The organism is Stackebrandtia soli, assembly GCF_965137155.1.
Taxonomy (GTDB): domain Bacteria; phylum Actinomycetota; class Actinomycetes; order Mycobacteriales; family Micromonosporaceae; genus Stackebrandtia; species Stackebrandtia soli.
This window is the reverse complement of the sequence record NZ_CBCRZX010000002.1, coordinates 71,831-95,859: the sequence shown is the minus strand read 5'-3', so window position 1 is coordinate 95,859 and position 24,029 is coordinate 71,831. Positions and strand designations below refer to the sequence as shown.

General features: G+C 68.1%; 22 protein-coding genes, 1 other RNA gene and 4 pseudogenes. 17 read left to right on the top strand and 10 right to left on the bottom strand.

Features of this window, described 5'->3' with window-relative positions; all coding sequences use genetic code 11:
• The first annotated feature begins 5 nt into the window (after positions 1-5).
• The 3 genes and pseudogenes from ACM9NP_RS01665 to ACM9NP_RS01655 all read left to right on the top strand — a co-directional run.
• The gene (locus ACM9NP_RS01665) at positions 6-1,349 is read left to right on the top strand and encodes an ATP-binding protein (protein ID WP_415644870.1); all 1,344 of its coding nucleotides are present in this window, start codon (positions 6-8) and stop codon (positions 1,347-1,349) included.
• Positions 1,346-1,966, top strand: coding sequence for a response regulator (locus ACM9NP_RS01660; RefSeq protein WP_415644740.1), 621 nt, complete (start codon positions 1,346-1,348; stop codon positions 1,964-1,966). Before ACM9NP_RS01665 ends, ACM9NP_RS01660 begins: the two co-directional genes overlap by 4 nt.
• A gap of 359 nt (positions 1,967-2,325) precedes the next feature.
• Positions 2,326-2,524 (top strand): annotated as a pseudogene (locus ACM9NP_RS01655) (transposase); the annotation flags it as partial.
• 109 nt (positions 2,525-2,633) lie between these two features.
• Here the strand turns inward: ACM9NP_RS01655 and ACM9NP_RS01650 are convergent.
• The 6 genes from ACM9NP_RS01650 to ACM9NP_RS01625 all read right to left on the bottom strand — a co-directional run bounded on the left by ACM9NP_RS01650 (position 2,634) and on the right by ACM9NP_RS01625 (position 9,883).
• Positions 2,634-3,830, bottom strand: coding sequence for an acyl-CoA dehydrogenase family protein (locus ACM9NP_RS01650; protein WP_415644739.1), 1,197 nt, complete (start codon positions 3,828-3,830; stop codon positions 2,634-2,636).
• Positions 3,827-4,339, bottom strand: a complete 513-nt coding sequence (locus tag ACM9NP_RS01645; protein ID WP_415644738.1) for a MaoC family dehydratase — start codon at positions 4,337-4,339, stop codon at positions 3,827-3,829. The genes ACM9NP_RS01650 and ACM9NP_RS01645 overlap by 4 nt, the downstream gene beginning before the upstream one ends.
• 4 nt (positions 4,340-4,343) lie before the next feature.
• Positions 4,344-5,306, bottom strand: coding sequence for an HpcH/HpaI aldolase/citrate lyase family protein (locus ACM9NP_RS01640; RefSeq protein ID WP_415644737.1), 963 nt, complete (start codon positions 5,304-5,306; stop codon positions 4,344-4,346).
• On the bottom strand, positions 5,293-7,335 hold the full coding sequence (locus tag ACM9NP_RS01635; RefSeq protein ID WP_415644736.1) for a protein meaA: 2,043 nt from the start codon (positions 7,333-7,335) through the stop codon (positions 5,293-5,295). The genes ACM9NP_RS01640 and ACM9NP_RS01635 overlap by 14 nt, the downstream gene beginning before the upstream one ends.
• Positions 7,332-8,729, bottom strand: coding sequence for a crotonyl-CoA carboxylase/reductase (gene ccrA / locus ACM9NP_RS01630; RefSeq protein WP_415644735.1), 1,398 nt, complete (start codon positions 8,727-8,729; stop codon positions 7,332-7,334). The genes ACM9NP_RS01635 and ccrA overlap by 4 nt, the downstream gene beginning before the upstream one ends.
• Before the next feature lie 464 nt (positions 8,730-9,193).
• Positions 9,194-9,883, bottom strand: a complete 690-nt coding sequence (locus ACM9NP_RS01625) for a TetR family transcriptional regulator (RefSeq protein WP_415644869.1) — start codon at positions 9,881-9,883, stop codon at positions 9,194-9,196.
• A 360-nt stretch (positions 9,884-10,243) separates the two neighbouring features.
• Here ACM9NP_RS01625 and ACM9NP_RS01620 point away from each other — a divergent pair, with 360 nt between their 5' ends.
• The 4 genes from ACM9NP_RS01620 to ACM9NP_RS01605 are packed head-to-tail and all read left to right on the top strand — an operon-like array spanning position 10,244 to position 14,145.
• The gene (locus ACM9NP_RS01620; protein ID WP_415644734.1) at positions 10,244-11,182 is read left to right on the top strand and encodes a DMT family transporter; all 939 of its coding nucleotides are present in this window, start codon (positions 10,244-10,246) and stop codon (positions 11,180-11,182) included.
• Positions 11,183-11,193: 11 nt separating this feature from the next.
• Positions 11,194-12,438, top strand: coding sequence for a glycosyltransferase (locus ACM9NP_RS01615; RefSeq protein ID WP_415644733.1), 1,245 nt, complete (start codon positions 11,194-11,196; stop codon positions 12,436-12,438).
• Positions 12,435-13,106, top strand: a complete 672-nt coding sequence (locus tag ACM9NP_RS01610; RefSeq protein ID WP_415644732.1) for a DUF998 domain-containing protein — start codon at positions 12,435-12,437, stop codon at positions 13,104-13,106. Before ACM9NP_RS01615 ends, ACM9NP_RS01610 begins: the two co-directional genes overlap by 4 nt.
• A gap of 46 nt (positions 13,107-13,152) precedes the next feature.
• Positions 13,153-14,145: a metallophosphoesterase gene (locus tag ACM9NP_RS01605; RefSeq protein ID WP_415644731.1), complete on the top strand. Its 993-nt coding sequence runs from the start codon at positions 13,153-13,155 to the stop codon at positions 14,143-14,145.
• Here the strand turns inward: ACM9NP_RS01605 and ACM9NP_RS01600 are convergent.
• Positions 14,083-14,352: a hypothetical protein gene (locus ACM9NP_RS01600; RefSeq protein WP_415644730.1), complete on the bottom strand. Its 270-nt coding sequence runs from the start codon at positions 14,350-14,352 to the stop codon at positions 14,083-14,085. The genes ACM9NP_RS01605 and ACM9NP_RS01600 overlap by 63 nt on opposite strands.
• A 428-nt stretch (positions 14,353-14,780) precedes the next feature.
• Between ACM9NP_RS01600 and ACM9NP_RS01595 the strand changes: the two are divergent.
• From ACM9NP_RS01595 to ACM9NP_RS01570, 6 genes and pseudogenes are all read left to right on the top strand, one after another.
• A pseudogene (locus ACM9NP_RS01595) lies at positions 14,781-15,351 on the top strand (helix-turn-helix domain-containing protein); the annotation flags it as partial.
• Position 15,352: 1 nt separating this feature from the next.
• A pseudogene (locus ACM9NP_RS01590) lies at positions 15,353-16,022 on the top strand (helix-turn-helix domain-containing protein); the annotation flags it as partial.
• The gene (locus ACM9NP_RS01585; RefSeq protein WP_415644729.1) at positions 16,019-16,582 is read left to right on the top strand and encodes a flavoprotein; all 564 of its coding nucleotides are present in this window, start codon (positions 16,019-16,021) and stop codon (positions 16,580-16,582) included. The pseudogene ACM9NP_RS01590 and the gene ACM9NP_RS01585, both read left to right, overlap by 4 nt.
• Positions 16,579-17,379: a Nif3-like dinuclear metal center hexameric protein gene (locus ACM9NP_RS01580; RefSeq protein WP_415644728.1), complete on the top strand. Its 801-nt coding sequence runs from the start codon at positions 16,579-16,581 to the stop codon at positions 17,377-17,379. Before ACM9NP_RS01585 ends, ACM9NP_RS01580 begins: the two co-directional genes overlap by 4 nt.
• A 29-nt stretch (positions 17,380-17,408) precedes the next feature.
• Positions 17,409-18,146: a zinc ribbon domain-containing protein gene (locus ACM9NP_RS01575; protein WP_415644727.1), complete on the top strand. Its 738-nt coding sequence runs from the start codon at positions 17,409-17,411 to the stop codon at positions 18,144-18,146.
• Positions 18,147-18,151: 5 nt separating this feature from the next.
• Positions 18,152-18,544, top strand: a pseudogene (locus ACM9NP_RS01570) (reverse transcriptase-like protein); the annotation flags it as partial.
• A gap of 435 nt (positions 18,545-18,979) precedes the next feature.
• On the opposite strand, the gene ACM9NP_RS01565 reads toward ACM9NP_RS01570, so the two are convergent.
• A complete protein-coding gene (locus ACM9NP_RS01565) occupies positions 18,980-19,321 on the bottom strand; it encodes a VOC family protein (RefSeq protein WP_415644726.1) in 342 nt (113 codons plus the stop codon).
• A gap of 80 nt (positions 19,322-19,401) precedes the next feature.
• Complete coding sequence (locus tag ACM9NP_RS01560) at positions 19,402-20,151, bottom strand: SDR family NAD(P)-dependent oxidoreductase (protein WP_415644725.1); 750 nt, start codon at positions 20,149-20,151, stop codon at positions 19,402-19,404.
• Positions 20,152-20,227: 76 nt separating this feature from the next.
• On the opposite strand from ACM9NP_RS01560, the gene ACM9NP_RS01555 reads away from it, so the two are divergent.
• Positions 20,228-20,755, top strand: coding sequence for a MarR family winged helix-turn-helix transcriptional regulator (locus tag ACM9NP_RS01555; protein ID WP_415644724.1), 528 nt, complete (start codon positions 20,228-20,230; stop codon positions 20,753-20,755).
• 6 nt (positions 20,756-20,761) lie between these two features.
• Here ACM9NP_RS01555 and rnpB read toward each other — a convergent pair.
• Positions 20,762-21,145: RNase P RNA component class A (rnpB, locus tag ACM9NP_RS01550), an RNA gene on the bottom strand.
• Between the two features lie 189 nt (positions 21,146-21,334).
• Here rnpB and ACM9NP_RS01545 point away from each other — a divergent pair.
• The 3 genes from ACM9NP_RS01545 (at position 21,335) to phnC (ending at position 24,023) form a co-directional block, all read left to right on the top strand.
• Positions 21,335-22,090, top strand: a complete 756-nt coding sequence (locus ACM9NP_RS01545) for a sulfite exporter TauE/SafE family protein (RefSeq protein WP_415644868.1) — start codon at positions 21,335-21,337, stop codon at positions 22,088-22,090.
• Between the two features lie 163 nt (positions 22,091-22,253).
• Positions 22,254-23,180: a phosphate/phosphite/phosphonate ABC transporter substrate-binding protein gene (locus ACM9NP_RS01540; RefSeq protein WP_415644723.1), complete on the top strand. Its 927-nt coding sequence runs from the start codon at positions 22,254-22,256 to the stop codon at positions 23,178-23,180.
• Between the two features lie 33 nt (positions 23,181-23,213).
• Positions 23,214-24,023 (top strand): phosphonate ABC transporter ATP-binding protein, encoded by an 810-nt coding sequence (gene phnC, locus ACM9NP_RS01535; RefSeq protein ID WP_415644722.1) that lies wholly within the window; start codon positions 23,214-23,216, stop codon positions 24,021-24,023.
• The last annotated feature ends 6 nt before the right edge of the window (positions 24,024-24,029 follow it).

Sequence of the window (24,029 nt, the reverse complement as noted above, 5' to 3'; positions counted from 1 at the left end):
TGATAGTGCGGGACGCCGGGGCCGGTGAGCGTCCGGGTATCGGGACGCGGGAATCCGCCATCGCGGAAGAGGCGGAGATCGCGAATCGCTCCCGGTTGGCCTGGAAAGAGGAACAGCTACGGGTCTGGGACCTTCTGCAGTTGATCACACCGTGGCTCCTGCTGACGATCTCGACGGCGATCTATTTCTCGCGGGTGCTTCCGGCCTCCGGTGAACGCTTCTGGCCCGAGGGCGTATTCGTCCTCGGGCTGGTCGCGGTCGCGGTGCTGTGGCTGTTGTTCGGTCATACGCTGCCCATCAAGAGGAGGACGCTCCGGCCCGTGTCGGCGGGCATCTTCTTCGTCGGGCTGATGGCGCTGTGCGTCACCCTTATGACGTACGCCGATATCTTCCTCGTCTTCACCGTTGCCGGTTTCTTCCACGCGTACCTGCTCACGCCGTGGCCGTTGGGGGTGCTCGGAGTCCTGTCCACCTCCGTGGCGCTCAACGGCTCGGCGATGCGTGTGTGGGCCGACCCGACCCCGGAGACGCTCGCGGAGTTCGTCCTGATCGTCGCCGTGCAGACTGCGGCTATCGGGGTGGGCATCTTGCTGACGGCGCGCAGCGAACCAGAGGAACGCAAGCGGGAGGAACTCGTCGAGCGACTCGAGGCGGCACTTCACGAGAACGCCGGGCTTCACGCGCAACTGGTCGCCCAGGCACGTGAGTCCGGGGTGCAGGACGAGCGGCAGCGATTGGCCGGCGAAATCCACGACACGCTGGCCCAGGGTCTCGCCGGCATCATCACACAGCTTCAGGCGGCCGAGCGTTCCGCGAACATGCGGGGCGAGACGGAGGAGCACGTCGCGCGTGCGCTTCGGCTCGCGCGCAGCAGTCTGACCGAGGCACGACGGTCCGTGCAGGCGCTCGCTCCCCAGGAACTCGGGCGGGCGCACCTTCCCGACGCGCTGCGCACGTTGACCGAGCGATGGTCGGAGGACCAGGGGATCAGCACGCAGGTGGAGGTCACCGGCACCCGAGAGCCACTGAGCCCGGCGATCGAGGTGTCGCTCTTCCGGGTCGCGCAGGAGTCGCTGACCAACGTGGCGAAGCACGCGGAGGCCTCGCGCGTCGGCGTCACGCTGTCGTACACGGGCACCGAGGTGCTGTTGGACGTGCGGGATGATGGACGCGGCTTCGCGAGAGAGGCCGGCACCGGCTTCGGCCTGACGAGCATGCGCCAACGCATCAGAGGCGTCGGCGGTCACATAGAGGTGCAGAGCGCGCCGGGTGAAGGGACATCCGTCAGCGCGCGCGTTCCGGCGATCGCCCCCGGGGGCACGACAGCGAAAAGGGCGACCGACCGATGATTCGACTGGTGATCGTTGACGACCATCCGATCGTGAGAGGCGGTCTTCGCGACACCTTCGCGGACGCCGAGGACATCGTCGTGGTCGGTGAGGCCGGGGACGGCGCCGAGGGCATCGAACGTGCGAAGTCTCTGGCGGCGGATGTCGTGCTCATGGACCTTCGGATGCCCAGGATGGACGGTGTCGCCGCGACCGCGGTCCTGCGCGAGCAGGCCCCGAGTGCCCGAGTGCTGATCCTGACCACCTTCGACAGCGAGAGCGACGTACTGCCGGCGATCGAGGCCGGTGCGATCGGATATCTCCTGAAGGACGCCCTGCCCGACGAACTGATGCGCGCCGTCCGCGCGGCCGCGCGTGGGGAGTCGGTGCTCGCGCCGTCGGTGACGCAGCATCTCATGGGGCAGGTTCGGAGGCCCGGCGCCGGCACACTGACCGATCGGGAGAAGGAGGTGCTGCAACTGGTCGCGAACGGCAACTCGAATCGAGAGGCCGCCAAGGCGTTGTTCATCGGCGAAGCGAGCATCAAGACCCATCTGCAACACATCTACGACAAACTCGGTGTTCGTGATCGCGCCTCGGCGGTGGCCGAGGGATACCGCCGTCGCCTGCTCACGTGACGCCCCGCGGCTCCACACCGGGATCGAGATCGGAATGGACGACGACGGTCGCCAGGTCGCGGTAACCCGGCTCTTCGCAGACGGGGCGTGGAGCCCGCCGACGCGTCGCTCGCCGGGTGGGCGTTGAGGTCCTCCGATGGGAGTGCCATGCCACTCATCCGGGGTTCTGGACGTCCCTGACGCTACGACCTTCTCCTGCCCCGACCGGACCACCCTCACCCGCCTGGACGACCTCGGCCCGGCAGTCACCGCTCGGCTGCTGGAGCCCGATCGCGCCGAGAGCCGAGAGCCGAGGGTTGACGCCGACGCTGATCGAGTCCGTCCGCCAGGACGTGCAGACTGGTCTGAGCGAGCTGCACAGGTGTGGCCGCACCCGGCTCCGCCGTGCCGAGGACGTCCTGGCCTACTTCGACCGGACCCGCATCGGCAACGGACCCACCGAGGCGATCAACGGCCGCCTCGACCAGCTGCGCGACTCCGCGCTCGGTGTCCGTAACCTCACCGACCGATCGCCGGGCATTCCTTGAATCCGGCGGATTGAGAGCCCGACCGCACCCTTCGTTCCGAAGAACCGCTGAACCGGTGTCACACGGCCCGACGACGTGTGGAGCTAACCGGCGCGCCCCGACAGGCGCACCGGTTCGTCTCCTCCCCGCGAACGGCCGGGTCAACCGTCGAGTTTGTACTCCTCAAGGAGGCGCCGGGCCACGATCATCTTCTGGATCTCGGCGGTTCCTTCGCCGATGAGCAGCATCGGCGCTTCCCGGTACAGGCGTTCGATCTCGTACTCCTTGGCGAAGCCGTAGCCGCCGTGGATGCGGAACGCGTCCTCGACGACCTCCTTGCAGTACTCCGCCGCCAGGTACTTCGCCATCCCCGACTCGAGGTCGTTGCGCTCGCCGGAGTCCTTGCGGCGGGCGGCGTTGACCATCATCAGGTGCGCTGCCTCCACTTTGGTGGCCATCTCGGCGAGTTTGAACGCGATCGCCTGGTGCTGCGCGATCGGTTTGCCGAAGGTCGAGCGCTGCTGCGCGTATCCGATGCCGAGTTCGAAGGCGCGTCGCGCGACCCCGCAGCCGCGCGCCGCGACGTTGACGCGGCCGACCTCGACGCCGTCCATCATCTGGTAGAAGCCGCGACCGGTGGTGCCGCCGAGGACGTTGGTTCCGTTGACGCGCAGGTCGTCGAGGAACATCTCGGTGGTGTCGACTCCCTTGTATCCCATCTTGTCGATCTTGCCGGGGATCGTCAGGCCCGGCATGACCGTGCCGAAGCCCGCCGGTTTCTCCACCAGGAAGGTCGTCAAGTTCTTGTGCGGGGCGTCGTGCCCGTCGTCGGTGCGGCACAGGACGGCGACGAGGTTCGACGACGCGCCGTTCGTCAGCCACATCTTCTGTCCGTTGAGGAGGAAGTCGTCGCCGTCGCGGATCGCCTTCGTGCGGATCGCCGCCACGTCGGAGCCGAGACCCGGTTCCGACATGGAGAACGCCCCGCGTACCTCGCCGGTCGCCATGCGCGGCAGGAGACGATCCCGCTGCTCCTGCGTTCCGTGCTGCGCCAACAGGTGCGCGACGATGAAGTGGGTGTTGATGATCCCGGAGACGCTCATCCAACCGCGCGCGATCTCCTCGACGACGAGCGCGTACGTCAGCAGTGATTCACCGAGCCCGCCGTACTCCTCGGCGATCGTGATGCCGAACAGCCCGAGTTCCTTCATGCCCTCGACGATGTCGGTCGGGTACTCGTCGCGGTGTTCGAGCTCGGTCGCGTAGGGGAGTATCCGCTGGTCCACGAACGAGCGGACGGCCGCGATGATGTCGCGTTGGATCTCGGTGAGTCCGTCGGTGCGGGCGAGGCGGCTCATCGGCTCGACTCCTTTGGTACGGGGCGATGCGGCTGTTCGCCGCCGCGCGCTTCGATGTGGGCGGCGGTCGGCACCATGACCTTGCGGCGGAACACGCACACGAGCGTGCCGTCCTGGTTGTGGCCGCGCGTCTCGACCGTCACGATGCCCCTGTCCGGTTTCGACTTTGAGGGGGTCTTGTCGAGGACGGTCGTCTCGCCGTAGATCGTGTCCCCGTGGAACGTCGGCGCCACGTGCCGCAGCGACTCGACCTCCAGGTTCGCGATCGCCTTGCCGGACACGTCGGGGACGGACATGCCGAGCAGCAGTGAGTAGACGTAGTTGCCGACGACGACGTTGCGCCCGAAGTCGGTCGCGCCCTCGGCGTAGTGCGCGTCCAAGTGGAGCGGGTGGTGATTCATCGTCAGCAGGCAGAACAGGTGATCGTCGTACTCCGTGACGGTCTTTCCGGGCCAGTGCTTGTAGACGTCGCCCGGCTCGAACTCCTCGTAGGTGCGCCCGAACTGCATCGGCTCAGCCCTCCGGTGGGGTGAAGGTGGACGTGCGGTTCAGCCCCGAGGCGCGTCCCTTATGTGCGATGACCAGGGCCATCTTGCGGGACGCCTCGTCGATCATCTCGTCGCCGAGCATCGCCGAGCCCTTCATCCCGCCGGCCTCCGACGTGGACCACTCGTACGCGTCCAGGATCAGCTCCGCGTGATCGTAGTCCTCTTGCGACGGTGAATAGACCTCGTTCGCGGCGTTGACCTGGCCGGGGTGCAGCACCCACTTGCCGTCGAAACCGAGCGCGGCCGACCGCGCCGCGACCCGGCGGAACCCGTCGACGTCGCGGATCTGGAGGTACGGGCCGTCGATCGCCTGCAGGTCGTTCGCGCGCGCGGCCATGAGGATGCGCATGAGGATGTAGTGGTACGCGTCGGCCGGGTACCCGGGCGGTTGTTCGCCGACGACGAGCGTCTTCATGTTGATCGAGGCCATGAAGTCCGCCGGGCCGAAGACGATCGTCTCCAGTCGCGGGCTCGCGCCGGCGATCTCGTCGAGGTTGACGAGGCCCTGCGCGTTCTCGATCTGCGCTTCGATGCCGATCCGTCCGACCTCCAGCCCGACCGTCTTCTCGATCTGCGTCAACAACAGGTCCAGCCATTTCACCTGCGCCGCGTCCTGGACCTTCGGCAGCATGATGCAGTCGAGGTTGGCGCCCGCTCCCTCGACGACCGCGATGACGTCGCGGTACGTCCAATGAGTGGTGAGGTCGTTGACACGGACGACGCGGATCCGGTCACCCCAGTCGCCGGTGTTGAGCGCGTCCACGATCAGTTTGCGCGCGCCCTCCTTCGCCAGCGGCGCGACGGCGTCCTCCAGGTCGAGGAACACCTGGTCGACGGGAAGCCCCTGCGCCTTCTCCAGGAACCGGGGGCTGCTTCCGGGAACGGCCAGACAGGACCGGCGTGGTCGGTGGCGGTTAACCGAGGACATGGGACTCCTTCAACGGTGACGTGGCGAGCCGGTGGGCGCGCCGGATCGTGGTGATGATGGCGGCGATGATGTCGGTCAGGTCGAAATCCTTCGGAGTGAACACCCCGGCCACTCCGAGCGCGTGCAGGGTGGACGCGTCGTCGTCGGGAATGATGCCACCGACGATGACCGGTATCCCGGTGCCACCGCCGTCGCGCAGCAGATCCAGGACCCGACCGACGAGTTCGACGTGCGCGCCCGACAGGATCGACAGACCGACACAGTGGACATCTTCGGCGAGCGCGGTCGCGGCGATCTGCTCGGGGGTCAACCGAATCCCCGAGTAGACGACCTCGAGTCCGCAGTCGCGAGCGCGCACCGCGATCTGCTCGGCGCCGTTGGAGTGTCCGTCGAGGCCGGGCTTGCCGATGAGGAGCCGCAGCCGTCCGGTGCCGAGTTCGGTTGCCGTGTCGTCGGCGAGTCGCCGTACCTCCGCGAGTCGGTCGGCGTCGGCGCCGTCGGCCGCGCGGGGCGCTTGCGCGGCCGCGATGCCGGTCGGGGCGCGGTATTCGCCGAACACCTCGCGCAAGGTCTGTCCCCATTCGCCGGTCGTTACGCCGACGCGCGCGCACTCCAGCGACGCGGACATGAGGTTGACGTCCGGTTCGGCGGCGTCGGCGGCGAGCCGTTCGAGCGCTCGTCGGACGGCGTCCTGGTCTCGGCCGGTCCGCCAGCCGGCGAGGTCGTTGACCGTCGCGTCCTCGAGGGCCGGGTCGACGCGCTGGGTCGCGGTCGTCATGTCCGCGGTGAGCGGGCTCGGTTCGGTCTCGGTGAAACTGTTGACGCCGATGACCTTGTCCACACCGGATTCGATGCGTTCGCGTCGGGCCGCGTGGGACGCGACGAGCTGTGACTTGAGGTACCCCGACTCGACGGCGGCGATCGCGCCGCCCGCGTCCTGCACCCGTTGCAGCTCCTCCCACGCGGCGTCCGCGAGCTCGGTGGTCTCGCGTTCGATCACGGTCGATCCGTCGAAGAGGTCGCCGTATTCGAGGAGGTCGCTTTCGAAGGCGAGGATCTGCTGGGTGCGCAGCGACCATTGCTGGTCCCACGGTCGCGGCAGTCCGAGCGCCTCGTTCCAGGCGGGCAGTTGAACGGCGCGGGCGCGGGCGTTCTTGGACAGGGTCACCGCGAGCATCTCGAGCACGATCCGGGGCACGTTGTTCTCGGGTTGGGCGTGGGTCAGCCCGAGCGAGTTGACCTGGACGCCGTACCGGAAGCGCCGTTTCTTCGCGTCGGTGACGCCGTAGCGGTCGGTCGTCAACCTGTCCCACAGCCGTCCGAAGGCGCGCATCTTGCACAGTTCCTCGACGAAGCGGACGCCCGCGTTTACGAAGAACGACATGCGGGACACGACGTCCGAGATGTCCCAGCTCGCGTTCTCGGCCCGGTCGCGCATCTCGTCGAGGACGGCGATCGCGGTGGACAGGGAGTACGCGATCTCCTGGACGGGTGTCGCCCCCGCCTCCTGGAGGTGGTAGCTGCAGATGTTGATCGGATTCCACCGCGGGATGTCGTCGAGTGTGTGCGCGATGAGGTCGCAGGTCAGTCGGATCGACGGCGCGGGCGCGAACACGTGCGTCCCGCGCGAGAGGTACTCCTTCACGATGTCGTTCTGGGTCGTTCCGCGCAACGCCGAGACGTCGGCGCCGCGCTCCTCGGCGACGGTCTGGTACAGGGCGAGCAGCCACATCGCGGTCGCGTTGATCGTCATCGACGTGTTCGTCTCGGCGAGATCGATCCCGTCGAACAACGTCCGCATATGTCCGATGTGGGAGATCGGGACGCCGACGCGGCCGACCTCCCCCCGCGCGAGGACATGGTCGGCGTCGTAACCGGTCTGCGTCGGCAGATCGAACGCGACCGAGAGCCCCGTCTGTCCCTTCGTGAGGTTGCGGCGGAACAGTGCGTTCGACTCGACGGCCGTGGAGTGCCCCGCGTAGGTGCGCATGAGCCACGGCCGGTCCCGTTCGCGCGGCTGCTCGGTCATCGGGCCACGCCGGAGAGGCTGGGCTTCGTGTGAGGACCGAGGACGCCGCCGTTCTCGTGCGGCACTCGGAACCGGTTGATCTGCGCGATGTGCTGTTCGCGTTTTTCGTGGTCGCGGATGCCGAGGCCCTCCGACGGCGCCAGGCACAGCACCCCGACCTTGCCGTGGTGGCGGTTCTTGTGGACGTCGTACGCGGCCTGCCCGGCGTCGTCCAGCGAGTACACCTTGGACACCGTCGGGTGGATTTTTCCCTTGGCGATGAGGCGGTTGGCCGCCCACGCCTCCTTGTAGTTGGCGAAGTGCGAGCCGACGATGCGCTTGAGGCTCATCCACAGGTACCGGTTGTCGTATTCGTGCAGGTATCCCGTTGTCGAGGCGCAGGTGACGATGGTGCCGCCGCGCTTGGTGACGTACACCGACGCACCGAAGGTCTCGCGCCCGGGATGCTCGAAGACGATGTCGACGTCCTCTCCGCCGGTGAGTTCGCGGATGCGCCCGCCGAACCGCTTCCACTCCTTCTGGTCCTGAGTGGAGGCGTCCTTCCAGAAGCGGAAGCCCTCGGCGTTGCGGTCGATGACGGCCTCGGCGCCCATCGCCCGGCACAGGTCCGCCTTGTCCTCAGAGGAGACTACGCAGATCGGGGTGGCGCCGCCCGCGAGCGCGTACTGCACCGCGTACGAGCCGAGTCCGCCGCTGGCGCCCCAGATCAGGACGTTGTCGCCCTGCTTCATGTTGGCCCCGTTGGAGGAGACGAGCTGTCGGTACGCGGTCGAGTTGACGAGGCCCGGCGACGCGGACTCCTCCCACGTCAGGTGGTCGGGCTTCGGCATGAGCTGGTTCGTCTTGACGACCGCGAGGTGGGCGAGGCCGCCGAAGTTCGTCTCGAAGCCCCAGATCCGCTGTTCGGGGTCCATCATCGTGTCGTTGTGGCCGTCGGCGCTCTCCAGCTCGACGGAGAGGCAGTGGGCCACGACCTCGTCACCGGGCTTCCACGCGTTCACGCCCGCGCCGGTGCGCAGGATGACGCCGGACAGGTCGGAGCCGATCACGTGGTAGGGCAGGTCGTGGCGGGCGCTCTCGGGGCTGAGTTTCCCGTAGCGCTTGAGGAAAGCGAACGTCGACACGGGTTCGAAGATCGAACTCCACACGGTGTTGTAGTTGATCGCGCTCGCCATGACGGCGATGAGCGCCTCCCCGGGCGCGAGCTCGGGGACCGGCACGTCCTCGACGTGCATGGACTTGCGCGGGTCCTTGTCGGCGCTGGCGAGGCCCTCGAACATGTCGGCCTCGTCGGCGTGGAGCGTGACGGCTCGGTATGTCTCGGGAATCGAAAGCGACTGGAAGTCGGCGGCTTCGGCGTCTCCGCTGAGCACTGCGTCGAGAATCGTTCGCATGAGGAACTCCGTTTCGCGAAGCCGGCCGATTTCTCATGCGGCGCTGCACGTCGTTTCGTGACCGGCGTTACTAACAAGTAGCACCATAGTTGGCACTTCGTGCCATTGTCAAGGCACGTCGTGTCGTTCTGTGGAGCGAGTCGACTCGATGAGCGCGAAGCGATCATCGAATGTTCGGCAGAACCGGTATGAACCGCGCGAATCGGACCGAAGCGCGCGTGGATGTTGCGTGCCGGGCCGCGGGCGGCGAAAGGCCGTCGGCGGCCACTACAGAGGATCGTAAGCGCGTCATCACCCGCGCGAAGCAAAATGGCGGTGCGCCGCCCACGCCCGCCGTCGGCAGGGTGCGCACGTTTGACCCCCGCCATCGCGAGCGGCGATTCGTTGCGAGTCGGGGCACCGTGAGACCCGTGCCCGTTCGGTTCGGCGGTCCCGCGCCCGTGTCGGCGCGGGAGGTGCCTTCCTCAGTCGAGCGCGCGGCGCACCGCGTCGAGCACGTCACTGGTGTGCGTCCCGCCGGGAACGACCGTGACCACGATGTCGCCCGGCGCCTCGTCGTCGGCGCTGGGGGAGAAGCGCCGTCGGATGACCGCCAGCGCTTCGTCCAATCGCGACATCGCGTCGCCCGTCGCGCCCGTGCGCAACCACCGTCGAAGCACGTGGTTGTGCGACGCGACCACCGCCGAGGCGGACACCTCCGCCAGCATCGCGGTCGTCGAATCCGGGTCGACACCACTCACACTCGGATGCGACAGGAGGTACTTCGTGAACAGGCGCTCATAGCGCGACACGACCGCGATCTCGCGCTCCCTCAGCGCCGGAACCTGCCGCAGCAGGCGATACCGCGCCAGCGACATCGACGGATCCGCCGTGTACATCCGCAGCACCTCGCGGATCGCGCGGCACACCACCGCCAACGGCTCCTCCGTCGGCGCCGCCCCCTCCAACACCGCCTGAACCGTGCCGACGGTGGTGTCGTGATCCGGCAGGACGGCGTCGTCCTTCGACGCGAAGTACCGGAAGAACGTTCGACGCGCGACACCCGCTCGCGCCGCTATTTGATCCACAGTGGTCGACTCGTGTCCGAATTCCGCGAACAACGCCAGAGCCGCCGCCGACAACTCGTGCCTGGTGTGCATTCGTCCTGTCGTCATCGCCACGGTCACCGAATCTACTCGCCGTCCGCCGCCGACCCGCCCACGGCGCCACTCGAAACGGCCGTCCGGAGCGCTCGTCGCGGCGCCGACCCCGGGCCGTCGTCGGGCATTCACCTCTCCGCCACCCCGACCGGCCACCGTGGAACCCGGTAAGGCACCTCTGAGCAGGCACGCGGCCGTTCCCGAGCGAGTCGACTCCGGGACAACCCTGGCCTGATGATTCAGGGTCGCGCCGGGGTCCGTCCCTGATGGCAACGACCGCTGATTCCTTGAGGCTTGACCCACCCGACCAGCGAAAGGAACCGCCGTGATCGACCCGTTCCCGACGCACTCCATCCGAACCGGACGGACATCGTGATGGTCTGGCCCGTGGCGCTCGCCATCGTCGGTGCCCTCTGCCTCGCCGTCGGCGCGGCGGTCCAGGAATCCGCCGCCTCAAGCCGGCCCGACGTCACCGGGTTCCGGTTCCTCGCCACCCTCGCCCGCGACCCGATGTGGCTTCTCGGCACCGTCCTCATGGGAATCGGCGTCGCCGCGCACCTCGTCGCCCTCGCCTACGCGCCCGTCACCCTCATCCAGCCGCTCGGCGTCACCGGGCTCCTCGTCGCCGTCTGGGCGGCCGCGCGGCTGCACCGTCGACTCCTCACCCGCGCCGAGATCGCGGGTGCCGCCGCGATGACCGTCGGGCTGGCCGCGCTCGTGGCGACCCTGCCACGGCACGACGCTCCGCCCACCGACCCGAACCTCACCGAGCTCGGCTTCCTCGCGTTCGCGCTCGCCACGGTCCTCACCGTCGCGGCGCTCACCCGCCACCGTCTGCGGCGGGCGATCGCGCTCGCCGTCGCGGCAGGCGCATGTTTCGGCGTCGCCTCCGCGCTCATCCGGCTCATCGCGTTCGCGGCCCGGAACGACGCCTCCTCGGTCGTGGCCTGGCCGACTCCGGTCGCGCTCGCGCTGCTCGTACTCGGCGGCGCGCTCCTTCAGCACTCGTACCGCCTCGGCCACTTCGCCGTCTCCTACGCGCTTCTGCTCATCGCCGACCCGCTCGTCGCCTCGCTGACCGCCGTCTCCCTGTTCGGGGAGCCGCTTCCGGTCGGCGGCGCGGCGATGGGGGCCGCCGTGGCGGCCGCCGTCATCGCCTCCGGGGTCGCGCTGCTCGTGCGCAGCGTGCCGGCCCCACGCGAACCGGTCGACCAGGTGCGGGGCGAGCGTCCACACTCCGCCGTCACCGATGGGACACGCCGCGACTCGATCAGCGTCAATCCACCGTCTACATCCACCAAACAATCCATATAGGAGCAAAATCGATGTCGATCATGCTGCCCGCCACGACCCACCTCCTCCCCGGAAGTGGCCACACGCCGCGCCGACGCACCATCGCGATCGCCGCCGACACCTACCCGTCCGACGTCAACGGCGCCGCCTACTTCACGTACCGCCTCGCGGTCGGCCTCGCGCGACGCGGCAACACCGTCCACGTCATCCGGCCGTCCGAGACCGGGCCCGCCCACGCCGCCACCGACGTCGACGGCGTCACCGTCCATCATGTTCGGTCGCGTCCGATCCTCCTGCACCCCACCATGCGTTTCAGCACCCCGCTCGCCGCCCGGCGAGCACTCGGCGCGATTCTCGACGCCATCGGCCCCGACGTCGTCCACGCGCAGAGCCACTTCCCCATCGGACGATCCGCGATCCGCGCCGCGGTGTCCCGGCACATCCCCGTCGTCGCCACCAACCACTTCATGCCGGACAACCTGCTCCACCACGTCCGCGTTCCCAACGCCGTCAGCGCCGTCGTCTCGGCACGAGCCTGGCGGGACGCCGCCACCGTCTTCGGCCGCGCCGACCACGTCACGACCCCCACCCCGCTCGCCGCCGAAGTATTCGCGCGCAACGGTTTCACCGGCGCGATCGACGCCGTCTCCTGCGGCATCGACCTGACCCGTTTCAGCCCCCGTGCCGCACCCGCGCACCAGTACCGGCGCGGCTTCGGCCTACCCGACGTCCCGACCGTCCTCTATGTCGGAAGGCTCGACGCCGAGAAGCACATCGACGAACTCATCCGCGCCATCGGCGTCACCGCGACGCCCGCCCAACTCGTCGTCGCCGGAACCGGCCCCGACAGGGCCGCGCTCACCGCGCTCGCCGCCGACCTCGGAGTGTCCGAACGCGTCCACTTCCTCGGCTTCGTGCCCGATGAGGACCTGCCCGACCTGTACCGGGCCGCCGACGTCTTCGCGATCGCGGGACGCGCGGAACTCCAATCCATCGTTACTCTTGAGGCGATGGCCTCGGGCCTACCCGTTGTCGCCGCCGACGCCGTCGCCCTGCCCCACCTCGTCGACGACGGGGCCAACGGCTATCTGTTCACCCCTGGCGACAGCGACGACATCGCCAAGCGCCTCGACGCGGTCCTCTACTCCCGCGCCGAGACCGAGGCGATGGGGGTCCATTCCCGGCAGATGGCTCTCGAGCATGACGACACCCGGTCGCTGGTTCGGTTCGAATCGATCTACGACCGCCTCGCCCCTGCCCTCGGAGGTGCCCGATGATCGGCGCTCGCCACCGTCCCGCCCGATATCCCCGCGTCGCACTCGCTGGCGCCGTCACCGCGATCATCTGCTTCGCCCTGCTGCACCTGACGATGGTCGACATCGTCGACCCCGTTCGAGAGCCGGTCAGTATCTACGCGCTCGTTGAGCCGGGCACGACCCTGTTCGGGCTGGGAGCGCTCGGGCTCGCCTCGGCGTGCGTGGCGTTGGCCGTCGGCGGCCTCCGGCTGGCCCGGCAGTGGGACGTTCGCGCCCTGCTGGCGAGTGCGGCGGTCATGCTCGTCGCCGTCGTCGCGTTTCCCACGGACGCCGGTCAGGGCGTGTCCTCCGTCAGCGGCCACATCCACCGGTACGCGGCGGGCACGGCCTTCGCGGCGATCACCGTCGCCGGTCTGCTCACGGCGCACCGCATCGGACGCGGCGTCGGAACCGGTTCCGACCGCTTCGCGATGATCCTCGCGATCCTCTCGCTCTCCACATTGGTATTGACGATCGTCAACACCTTCTTCCCCTCGTTGGCGAACGGGGAGGCGTGGCGGGGCATCCCGCAACGGCTGATGTTGACGGTGCAGGTGCTGATGGTGGTCGCGATGTCGCTGGTCCCGGCCCGATTCGCCCGGCAAAGGCCACGGCGAACGACGCGCATCGATTCATCTTTGCCCGTCTGACGCCTGCGCGTGGCGGGACCTGCGCGACCGCACTACGATCAGGCGCATGAGTAAGGCCGCCGAGACACCCGTGTACGTCGTCAGCGATGTGCACGGTCACCGAGACATACTCGTCGCGTCACTGGAACGCGCGGGGTTGATCGACGGTGACGGTCGGTGGAGCGGCGGTAAGACCCGCCTTTGGTTCCTCGGGGACCTCTTCGACCGGGGCACCGACGGGGTCGGTGTCGTCGAGCTCCTGATGCGTCTCGCCGGTGAGGCCGAAGACGCGGGCGGCATGGTGGACACACTGCTCGGCAACCACGAGATCCTCATGCTGGGCGCGCGTCGTTTCGGTGACGAGGAGGTCGACGTCGGGGACGGCGGTCCCCGAAACTTCCGGATGTGGTGGCACCTCAACGGCGGCCAGGACGACGACGTGGCCCGCCTGTCGAAGTCCCAGGTCATGTGGCTGCAGGCCCGCCAGGTCATCGCCTACGAGTCGGACCATCTCCTCGTCCACACCGACACGGTCGAATACGGCGCGTACGGCCGCAGCATCAACGCGGTCAACCGCAACGTTCGCAAGATCCTGAGATCCGACGACTTCGCCAAATGGTGGGGTCTGTTCCGGGATTTGACGATCAGGCATCGCTTCGAGGCGGAGGACGGCCCGGCCCAGGCGGCCGCGATGCTCGATTTCTTCGGCGGCAGCCAGATCGTGCACGGGCATTCGACGATCCCCGACCGACTCGGCATCCCGGGGGACGAGGTCGTCGGTCCGCGCCGCTACTGCGATCGCCTGTGCCTGTGCGTCGACGGCGGAATCTACCAGGGAGGGCCGTGTCTGGTGGTGCCGCTGCCGGTGCCCGATGACATGGTCCAACCCGACCCGGTGGACGATGAGGACGTCGTCGACGGTGAGCCGGAGGACGACGAGCGAACCGACGAGGATTCCGCGCCGGACGACACGGAGACGGTCGTCGCCGACCGGGCGTTAGATCACTCGGGGACGGCGGCGGGGCGGCGGATCGGTGGCCAATCCCGCCAGTTCGCGTGACACGGCGTCGACGTGGCGTCGTCGTACCCGAGTGACGACGAGGGTCGCCGCGACGGCGATCGCGGCGATCCACCAGGCGAACTCATCGACCGCGACTATGTATCCGACGCCGATCGCGCTGAGCGTGGCGCTCGCGCCGACGATGATCGTGGCCGGCCCCCGTCGATGACGGATCGACCACAGCAGGCTCTGTCTCATATCCGACATAACGAGAATCTAGTCGTTTCGGCGTGCCGCATGCCGGGAATTCGTCCGAACAAAGGGTTTACGCCGGGCTCCGCGCGTGGTGGTGATGAGCGGCCGCGACAGTCTACCGCAACCCCTGATGAAATCCGGACGATTCGGTCGACTTCGGTTCGCAACCGTCACCCGATCGACCCACAATCGTTGCGCTGTATGCGGAGCCGGTGTAAACACATATGGTGCCTGATCCCATCAGGCCACCAATGTAGATGATCACGCTGGTTCGCGTTCAGGATGGCGCTCGACGTTTCATGGCAGGAAACGGATCCCGGACACGTTCCACGGTCCTTCCGCATCACACGTGACGTCTGCACTATTTGTCCATATTGGAGAGAGTGAGTGGTCGATGGTTCGATATTCGCTCTCGCTCCAGAAATGACGGTGGGTCTAACATGGAGTCCTCGGAACAACCGATTGGCAGGCGGGTCGCCTACTGGCGACAACGTCGAGGAATGTCCCAGCAGGTGTTCGCCGACGCGATCGGCAAGTCCAAGAGCTGGGTGGACAAGGTGGAACGCGGGGTGCGACGCCTCGACAAGTTCTCCGTCGTCAACGAGATAGCCGACGCCCTGGCCATCGAGACACAGCAACTGCTCGGTCGCGAACCACTGCGCCGCAACGAATACGCCAACTGCATCGACCAGGTGGAGGTCGACAGCATTCGCGCGTCCCTCGAACGATACGAACGACTCGGCAAGTACCTGTCCTCCGCACCGATCGACCCCGTGCCGATTCCCGAACTGCGCAAGTCCGTCTCGTACGCGTGGGCGAGCTACGAGAACTCGAACTACCCGGTACTCGCGCGCAGCCTCATCGATCTGCTCAAACAGGCCCCAGTCGCCGAGGAACAGTCCGAAGGCGGCACCCGCGCGGAAGCGGCCGCCCTCCTCACCCAGGTCTACCAGATCGCCTCGACCGTCCTGCGCAAACTCGGTGAACCGCAACTGTCCTGGCTCGCCGCCGNTCGCGCGATCGGCGCGGCCCAGCGCTGCGACGACCCGCTCCTCATCGGCATCGCGACGACCCGGGTCGCCAACGCGCTGCGCGCCCTGGGTCGATACGAGGCCGCGCTCGACCTGAACGTCCAGGTCGCGCACGGCATCATGTCCGAACTCGGCGGTCGAGCGATGCGCGACCCGGCCTCGTTGAGCGTCTACGGCGCCCTCCTGCTCCAGGCCGCGATGGCCGCGTCGCTGCGCGGGGACACCGCGACAACGCGCGACCTGCTCAACGCCGCGTCCCGGGCCGCCGATCTCGTGGGCGACAACCAGAACTACTACTGGACGTCGTTCGGTCCCACCAACGTCAAACTGCATCGCGTCGCCGCCTTCGTCGAGCTCGGCGAAGGTCGCGCGGCCCTCGACGTCCACAAACAGATCGACCCGGACCTGCTCGACGCGATGGTGCCCGAACGCCGCGCCCATCACTACCTGGACCTGGCGCGCGCCTGCACCCAGTTCGGCGACATCGACCGGGCCGGGCGCGCCCTCGTAGCCGCCGACCGGGCCGCCCGTAGTGAGATTCGCTGCCGTCCGATGGCACACGAGATCGTCACGGACCTGTTGCGTCGCAGCAAGACCAACCCGCCGCTGCCCGTCCGTCAGCTCGCCGAGAGTATGGGCGTCGCCGCATGAGCGCAACCGCGTGCCGTCCGACCCTGACCCTCGTCACCTGCGGTTCCATTTTGACGGGAGAAGTCGTTCCCGCGCTGCTGGAGCCGTTGACACGAGACTGGGACGTCTGGGTGGTCGCCTCGCCCGACGGCGCGCGGTTCCTCGACATCGCCGAGGCGGAACGCCTCACCGGCCACCCGGTGCACACCCGCTACCGGCATCCGAAGGCACCCGGCGATGTACCACGGACCGACGCGATCGCCGTCGTCCCGGCGACGTGCAACACGGTAAACAAGTGGGCGGCCGGAATCAGCGACACACTCGCTCTCGGACTGCTGACCGAGGCGATCGGGCGGGGCTGCCCCATCCTCGCCGTCCCGTACTCCAACCGGTCGCACGCCGCCCACCCCACTTTCGTCCACAATGTTGGACTACTGCGGGGCTGGGGTGTTCGCGTCCTCCTCGGCGACGACTTCTTTCCGCTGCCGCAACCGAAACAGCCCGAAGCGCGAGTCGGCTTTCCGTGGCCGGTCGTGGCCGCCGAGATCGCCGGCCTCGACCCGGTACGCTCCCGCGAATGACCACCATCGCCGATATCACCGCCGAACTCGACCGCCGCTACCCGCCCGAATGGGCCGCCGACTGGGATCGCGTCGGACTCGTCTGTGGACGGCCACAATGGCGTGTCGAACGCGTCCTCTTCGCCGTCGACTGTGTACCCGAGATCGTCGCCGAGGCGATCCGCGTCGGCGCGACCCTCATCGTCACCCACCACCCGCTGCTTCTACGCGGTGTATCCAGCGTCGCCCCGACCACCTACAAGGGCGACATCGTGCACACCCTCATCGAGGCGGGCATCGGCCTGTACGTCGCGCACACCAACGCCGACGTCGCCAGCCCCGGCGTCTCCGACGCGCTCGCCACCGCCCTCGGTGTGACCGGACTTCGTCCCCTCGACCCGATCGACGACGGACCGCGCGGCATCGGCCGCGTCGGCACCCTGAGTCGGCCTCTCACCCTGTCGGACTTCGCCGCCGCCGTCGCGGACGCGCTCCCCGCGACGACGTGGGGCGTGCGCGCGGCGGGCGACCCGGAACGGATCATTCGGACCGTCGCAGTGTCGGGCGGCGCTGGAGACGGCTACCTCGGGCACGCCCGCGCGGCCGGGGTCGACGCGTTCGTCACCTCGGACCTGCGGCATCACGTCGTCAGCGAACATCTCGCGTCCGGTGGACCGGCATTGATCGACGTCGCTCATTGGGCCGGCGAGTGGCCCTGGTTGGAGCTGGTGGCCTCCGACGTCGCGGCCCGATTCGGCGTCGATACCGTGGTAAGTGACGTCAACACCGACCCGTGGACCATTCACGCGTCGTCGTGAGACCTGACAACACAACAAAGGAGCGCGGAGTGCAAGCAGATCCCGACGACCAGCGCCGACTCTTGGACCTTCAACAGGCCGACACCGCGCTGACGCAGTTGGCGCACCGCCGCGCGCATTTGCCGGTGGAGAAGGAGATCGCCGAGGTCACGAAGGAGCTCAACACGGTGACCGACCGGCGCGCGGCCCACGAGGCGACCGCTTCCGATCTGGAACGGGACATCGCGCGGGTGGAGCGCGAGATCGATCAGGTGCGTGCCCGCGCCGACAAGGACCGTCGTCTTCAGGAGTCCGGTTCGGTCGGCCCCCGTGAACTCGAAGGGCTCTCCCGGGAGCTGGAGACCTTGGCCCGCAGGCAATCGGACCTTGAGGACCAGGAACTCGAACTGATGGAGCGTCGGGAGTCCGAGACTTCCTCCGCCGCCGTGTCTGCGGCCGAGGCGTCCGAGCTCTCCGGCCGTCTGAGCGAGCTGACGACGGATCGGGACCGCGTCGTCGCCGACCTCGACATGCAGACCTCGGTGCAGCAGAAGGCGCGGATCGCCGTCGCCTCAAGCCTTCCCGAGGACTTGATCGCGCTGTACGAGAAGATCCGCAAGAGCAACCCGACGGCCGCCGCGATGCTGCGGCAGCGTCGGTGCGAGGGCTGCCGCATCGAACAGTCGGGAGGCGAGTTGGCCGAGCTGCGTGCCGCCGATCCGTCTGATGTGGTGCGTTGTGACAACTGTCGCGCGATACTCGTGCGGACGGAGGAGTCGGGCCTGTGAGTCGGATCGACCGGGTGGTCGTCGAAGCCGACGGCGGGTCGCGGGGCAACCCCGGCCCCGCCGGCTACGGCGCGGTCGTTCTCACCGAGGACGACGAGATCTTGTTGGAGCGCAAGGAATTCCTCGGCGTCACGACGAACAACGTCGCCGAATATCGGGGCATGCTCGCGGGCCTGCGCGCCGCCGCGGAACTCGGCGCGCACCGGGTCGACGTGCGGATGGACTCCAAACTCGTCGTCGAGCAGATGAACGGGAATTGGAAGGTGCGGCACCCGGGCCTGAAGCCCCTGCAATCGGAGGCCGCGACGCTGGTGCGCGGCTTCTCGGACGTGACCTTCACGTGGATCCCCCGGGCCGAGAACCTCCGTGCCGACGCCCTCGCCAACGAGGCGATGAACGAGGGCCGCTGAGCATCGGTCTCGATCGCCTGGCGCCATGGTGATCTCGGCAAAGTACCCGGTCACCCGGGGCAGACCTCCAGATCACCTCGTCTGCTCCCCGAATACGCGGGGGACGGTCCTTGTCGGTGAGATCGGTCTGGGTCCGGCCAAGCGCTTGGGCGGCCGCTGACTGATGGCTTGGTGGGGCGGCGTACGGGTCGTTCGTTCTCTGCCGTGGGCAGGAGGGGAGACCCACCAAGCCGCGGGGTCCGGGCGGCCACCCGGCAGAGCACTCTCGCCGATCGTCAGGGCGGGGCCGGAGCTGCGGTTTGGTGTGGACTTCTTTCTGTGGCTTGGTGGGGCTCCGTCACTGACGCCGCAGAGAGCCTTGCGTGCCGTACGCCGCCCCACCAAGCCGAAAGTCTCGGGCCACCCGGTCGGAATCGGGACCCTTCAGAGCGGGGCTCCGCCGAGGCCGATCTCGTTGCCGTCCGGGTCGTGGAAGACGGCCTTGCGGACGCCGTTCTCGTAGGTCTCGGTCTCGGTGGGTTCCAGGCCCCGGTCGGCGATCGCGGCGATGCGGGGGTCGAAGTCGCCCAGGAACACGGTGTGCATGGCGTGGCCCGCGTGCTCGGGGCGGACGTCGATGTACAGGTACCGGTGCTCGTCGAGCTCCCACACCGCCTCGGTGTCGTTGGGCAGGAACGACGGCGGCCCACCGAGGAGTCGTTCATACCAGGCGAGCGCCGTTGCGTAGTCGCTGACGGGGATGCCCGCGAACAGGTCTGTCGTCATCACCTGATGCTAGGTCCTGCCTACGACACGGGTTCCCGGTCGCGTAGATCGCCGCGTGGCGAAGGCTTCGGCGTGACGGCTCAGCGGCTCGGGTAGGCGCCTCCATCCACTTTGAGTGTCTGGGCGGTGATGGTGCGGGCCTGCGGCGACGCGAGGAACCACGCGGTTTCGGCGATGTCGAGGGGTGTGCCGGCGCGGCCGACCGCGGTCGCTCCGACGCGGGCGGCGTGACCTGCAGCGGTCATCGTGTCCTTGAAGAACTCCGTGTCGAGTGTGTATCCGGGGGACAGGATGTTGCTCGTGATTCCGCGCCGACCGACGGCGCGGGCGAGGTCGATGTTCCAGGACGCGAGGGCCGCCTTCGCGGCACCGTACGATCCGGCGCCCTTGTCGGCCGCGATCGATCCGATGTGGATGAGCCGTCCGTCGTCCGGCACGCGTTCGAGGAGCGCGCTGGTCGTCAGGACGGCGCTGATCAGGTTCGCGTCGAGATTCCGTCGCCACGACTCTGCGACGGCAGCGAGGCCGTCCGTCAGCGAGGAGGTGATGTCCTCGGCGGGGGAGGCTCCGATGTCGGTGTTGCCTCCGGCGTTGTTGACGATGACATCGATCGTGCCGTCGAGGGTGGCGGCTAGGTGGGCCACCTCACCGGGATCGGCGTGGTTGCAGGGGATCGCGGTGACGCCGCCTCCGAGCTCGGTGGCGGTTCGGCGCAGGATCTCGACGCGACGTCCGGTGATGACGACGCGATCCCCGCCGGTGGCGAAGCGTTCGGCCATCGCCCGGCCGAGGCCGGTGCCGCCGCCGGTGATGAGGACGAGACGAGACATAATCACACCTATCGTTCAGTTCTAAATTTAGAGCTAAACATAATCGACGATCATCGACGCGACAAGGGCGAGGCACATGACGAGTGACTCTTATCCGCTGGATAATCCCGGTCCCGTTCCCGCCGTGGAGATCGCGGACGCCTGGCGTCGCGAGCTCCCGGACGCCCCGGCCGACGCGATCACCGTCGTCACTCCGATCTGGAGGATCGCGAAGCTGCTCGCCGACGACCGGCGCCGTCTTCTCGCCCGGCTCGGCGTCGAGCCCGCGACCCTCGATCTACTGTCGACCATCCGTCGCGGGGGTGAGCCGTACGAGCTGACGACGCGCGACATCGCGGCGTCGACACTGGTGACGGCGGGCGCGATCTCGCAGCGCGTCGCCCGTGCCGAACGGGACGGACTGGTCGAGCGTCGACGCGGCGTCGCGCGGACGGTGTGGGTGCGGCTCACCGGCTCCGGGCACACCCTGACGGATCGGGTCGTGGGGGAGATCCTGCGCCGCGAGACGGAGCTCCTGTCCGGTCTGACCGGTGCGCGTCAGACGCAACTCGCCGATCACCTGGACGTGCTCTATCGCGACCTGACGGCGCGACTCGCCGACTGAATGGGGCGGACGAGTCAGTCGTACGCCGGATTCTGTACCGGGCGCGTCACCGCGACCCCGGTTGACGGTCATCCATCTAGGCGCACCGTCGCCGATGCGCTCGTGCGGTCTACCCGCGAACTCGGGCGAGCAGCCCTCGAACGTCCGCGCAGGGCCCGAAAGCCCCTCTTGACCTTGCTCCGGGTGGGGTTTACCGAGCCACCCCCGTCACCGGGGGTGCTGGTGGTCTCTTACACCACCGTTTCACCCTTACCCGCTCACGCGGGCGGTCTGTTTTCTGTGGCACTGTCCCGCAGGTCGCCCTGGGTTGCCGTTAACAACCACCCTGCCCTGTGGAGTCCGGACGTTCCTCGACCTTGTGACCAAGGTCGCGACCGTCTGGCTGACTCGTCCGCCGAAACCATCGTAGTCTCATCCGATGGCGACGCCCGCCCGCGTCGGCATCTCCCAGCGAGATGCGCTGACCAGTCGGAACGCGCCCTCGCGCCGCGACGATCAGCGCCGAGCGACGCGGCCACGTCATAGAACCGAGGAGCCCCGCATGTCGTCACGCGCCCCCCGACCACGAAACGATCCATGATGGACGTCACTTCGGTCGTGCTGCTGCTGACGGCGGGCCTCGCCGCCGGTGCCATCAACTCCCTCGCGGGCGGCGGATCGCTCGTCACCTACCCCGCGCTCGTGACCGTCGGCCTGCCGCCCGTGACCGCCAACGTCACCAACTCGATCGCGGTCTTCCCCGGCTACGTCTCCTCGGTCGTCGGCAGCCGCCGCGACCTGCCCGGCCAAGGACGCATCGCACTCACCATGACCGTTCCGGCGGTGATCGGTGCGATCGGCGGCACGATACTGCTGCTGTCGACGCCCGCCGCCGCGTTCGAGGCGATCGTGCCGTTCCTCGTCATCGGCGCGGCACTGCTTCTCGCTTTCCAACAGCGTCTCCGCGCGCTCGTCGGGCATCCGCAATCTCGTAGCCCGCGCCGCCAATGGTGGAGCGTCCACATCATGACCGGCATCGGAGCCCTCTACGGCGGTTACTTCGGCGCGGCACTCGGCGTCATGCTCGTCGCCGGGCTCGCGCTCGTCCGCGACGACCGGCTCGCGCGGATCAGCGCCCTCAAGAACGTCGCCTCGGCGACCGTCGGAGCCGTCACCGTCCTCGTCTACGGGATCTTCGCCCCCGTCAACTGGCTGGGTGTCGCCGTGCTGGCCCCGGCCACCGTCGTCGGCGGCTACCTGGGCGCCCGGCTCGCGCGGTGGCTTCCCCAGAACGTGCTTCGCGGGTTCATCGTCGTCTACGGCCTCGCCGCGGGCGTGTACCTACTTCTCAAGTGACGTCGGCCTTCCAGCCCGCCGCGTGATCGCTACGCGAGGGGGACCGTCAATCTTTGGTAATGTGCGTCTCGCTTCGGCAAGGTGCACGGAATGGGACGCCTCGCCGTCTGACCACCCCGATCAGTTCGCCGCACCCCCCATTAGCGGCGTTAAGGAGTTCGCAATGAGGCGACAGCTCAGCCGACGGCTGACAGCGCTTGCCGGCATCGCCGTGCTCGGTTTGACCGCGGCCTGCGGCACCAGCGCCGACGACGCGTCCGGTGAGACGCTCATCATCAGCGGTGTACCCGCCGAAGAAGGCACCGACCTGTCCAACACCTACGAGCCGCTCATGAAGATGCTCGAGGACGAGCTGGACATGAAGGTCGAGTTCCAGCCCGCCACCAGCTACGCGGCCGTCATCGAGGGCCAACGCTCCGGCAAGATCCACATCGCCCAGTACGGCCCCCTCGCCTACTACCAGGCCAAGCAGAGCGGCTCCGACCTGTCGCTGCTCGGCGCCATGGTCAAGAAGGACGGCGCGGAACCCGGCTACCTCTCCTACGGCGTCGTCCCCGCCGACTCCGACATCGAGACGATCGAGGACTTCGCGGGCAAGAAGCTGTGCTTCGTCGACGTCAGCTCCACCTCCGGTTACCTGTACCCGGTGAAGGGCCTCCTCGACGCCGGAATCGAGATGGACGACTGGGAGCAGATCGAGGCCGGCGGCCACGACGCGTCCGCCCTGTCCGTCGCGAACGGCACCTGCGACGCCGGATTCGCGCTCGACAGCATGATCGAGACGACCCTCATCGAGAAGGGCGACCTGAAGGACGGCGACCTGCGCGTCGTGTGGAAGTCCGACATCATCCCCGAAGCCCCCATCACCATCTACAACGGACTCGACAAGGAACTGCGAGAGAAGATCGTCGAGATCTGGAAGACCAAGGCCAACCAGGACTACCTCGTCGAGAAGGGCTACTGCAAAGAAGGCGAGTGCGACCTGACCGACCAGCGAATCTGGGGCTGGCAGCCCGTCGAGGAGACGTACTACGACTCCCTCGTCGACGTCTGCGACGCCACCCAGGCCGCCGCCTGCAAAGCCTCTTGACCAGACCCGGAACCCCAGCGTTAAAGGAAACCAGTGAGCAGCAACGACCAGCTCCCCGACGCGTCCACCGGCGACGTCATCCGCTTCGACACGGTGACGAAGCGCTTCCCCGGTCCGGTCACGGCCCTGGACGAAGTGTCGCTGTCGGCACGCGCCGGGGAGGTGGTCGTGCTGCTCGGCCTGTCCGGGTCCGGCAAGTCGACCCTGCTGCGGCACGTCGACGGCCTTCAACTGCCGACGTCCGGCGCCGTGGAAGTCCTCGGCGTCGACGTGGCCGCCGCCGGAGCCCGCGAACTCCGTCGGCTCCGGCGGCGCATCGGCTTCGTCTTCCAGCAGTTCCACCTCGTCCCGACCCTGACCGTCCTCGAGAACGTCTGCCACGGCGCGCTCGGACGGCTCGGCGGGCCGCGCCTCGGACTTCCCACCTACCCCAAGCGCATCCGCGAGGAGGCCCTCGACCAGTTGGACCGCGTCGGCCTCGGCGAGCGCGCCTTCCAGCGCGCCGACACGCTCTCCGGTGGCCAGCAACAGCGCGTCGCGATCGCCCGCGCCATGATGCAGCGGCCCGAGGTCCTGCTCGCCGACGAGCCCGTCGCCTCGCTCGACCCCGAGTCCTCGCACCAGGTGATGGAACTGATCAGCAAGGTCGCCACCGAGGAGAAGCTCACCGTGCTGTGCAGCCTCCACCAGGTCGACCTGGCCCTGACGTGGGGCGACCGCATCATCGGACTCCACACGGGACGCGTCGTGATGGACACCCCGGTCTCGGAGATCGACCACGCCGACGCCATGTCGATCTACGCGAAGGTCGGCGCCGAATCCGTCGCCGAAGCGGCCGAGTGAGGCGAC

What these genes read in the sequence shown, in the direction of transcription:
- ACM9NP_RS01635 (WP_415644736.1), bottom strand. Translation starts at nt 7,335, where the DNA reads ATGACCGAGCAGCCGCGCGAACGGGACCGGCCGTGGCTCATGCGCACC.
- ACM9NP_RS01585 (WP_415644729.1), top strand. Translation starts at nt 16,019, where the DNA reads ATGAGCGCAACCGCGTGCCGTCCGACCCTGACCCTCGTCACCTGCGGT.
- ACM9NP_RS01650 (WP_415644739.1), bottom strand. Translation starts at nt 3,830, where the DNA reads ATGAGCCGCCTCGCCCGCACCGACGGACTCACCGAGATCCAACGCGAC.
- ACM9NP_RS01610 (WP_415644732.1), top strand. Translation starts at nt 12,435, where the DNA reads ATGATCGGCGCTCGCCACCGTCCCGCCCGATATCCCCGCGTCGCACTC.
- ACM9NP_RS01660 (WP_415644740.1), top strand. Translation starts at nt 1,346, where the DNA reads ATGATTCGACTGGTGATCGTTGACGACCATCCGATCGTGAGAGGCGGT.
- ACM9NP_RS01580 (WP_415644728.1), top strand. Translation starts at nt 16,579, where the DNA reads ATGACCACCATCGCCGATATCACCGCCGAACTCGACCGCCGCTACCCG.
- ACM9NP_RS01560 (WP_415644725.1), bottom strand. Translation starts at nt 20,151, where the DNA reads ATGTCTCGTCTCGTCCTCATCACCGGCGGCGGCACCGGCCTCGGCCGG.
- ACM9NP_RS01615 (WP_415644733.1), top strand. Translation starts at nt 11,194, where the DNA reads ATGTCGATCATGCTGCCCGCCACGACCCACCTCCTCCCCGGAAGTGGC.
- ACM9NP_RS01600 (WP_415644730.1), bottom strand. Translation starts at nt 14,352, where the DNA reads ATGTCGGATATGAGACAGAGCCTGCTGTGGTCGATCCGTCATCGACGG.
- ACM9NP_RS01545 (WP_415644868.1), top strand. Translation starts at nt 21,335, where the DNA reads ATGGACGTCACTTCGGTCGTGCTGCTGCTGACGGCGGGCCTCGCCGCC.
- ACM9NP_RS01645 (WP_415644738.1), bottom strand. Translation starts at nt 4,339, where the DNA reads ATGCAGTTCGGGCGCACCTACGAGGAGTTCGAGCCGGGCGACGTCTAC.
- ACM9NP_RS01540 (WP_415644723.1), top strand. Translation starts at nt 22,254, where the DNA reads ATGAGGCGACAGCTCAGCCGACGGCTGACAGCGCTTGCCGGCATCGCC.
- ACM9NP_RS01605 (WP_415644731.1), top strand. Translation starts at nt 13,153, where the DNA reads ATGAGTAAGGCCGCCGAGACACCCGTGTACGTCGTCAGCGATGTGCAC.
- ACM9NP_RS01620 (WP_415644734.1), top strand. Translation starts at nt 10,244, where the DNA reads ATGGTCTGGCCCGTGGCGCTCGCCATCGTCGGTGCCCTCTGCCTCGCC.
- ACM9NP_RS01625 (WP_415644869.1), bottom strand. Translation starts at nt 9,883, where the DNA reads ATGACGACAGGACGAATGCACACCAGGCACGAGTTGTCGGCGGCGGCT.
- ACM9NP_RS01640 (WP_415644737.1), bottom strand. Translation starts at nt 5,306, where the DNA reads ATGTCCTCGGTTAACCGCCACCGACCACGCCGGTCCTGTCTGGCCGTT.
- ACM9NP_RS01565 (WP_415644726.1), bottom strand. Translation starts at nt 19,321, where the DNA reads ATGACGACAGACCTGTTCGCGGGCATCCCCGTCAGCGACTACGCAACG.
- ACM9NP_RS01555 (WP_415644724.1), top strand. Translation starts at nt 20,228, where the DNA reads ATGACGAGTGACTCTTATCCGCTGGATAATCCCGGTCCCGTTCCCGCC.
- ccrA (WP_415644735.1), bottom strand. Translation starts at nt 8,729, where the DNA reads ATGCGAACGATTCTCGACGCAGTGCTCAGCGGAGACGCCGAAGCCGCC.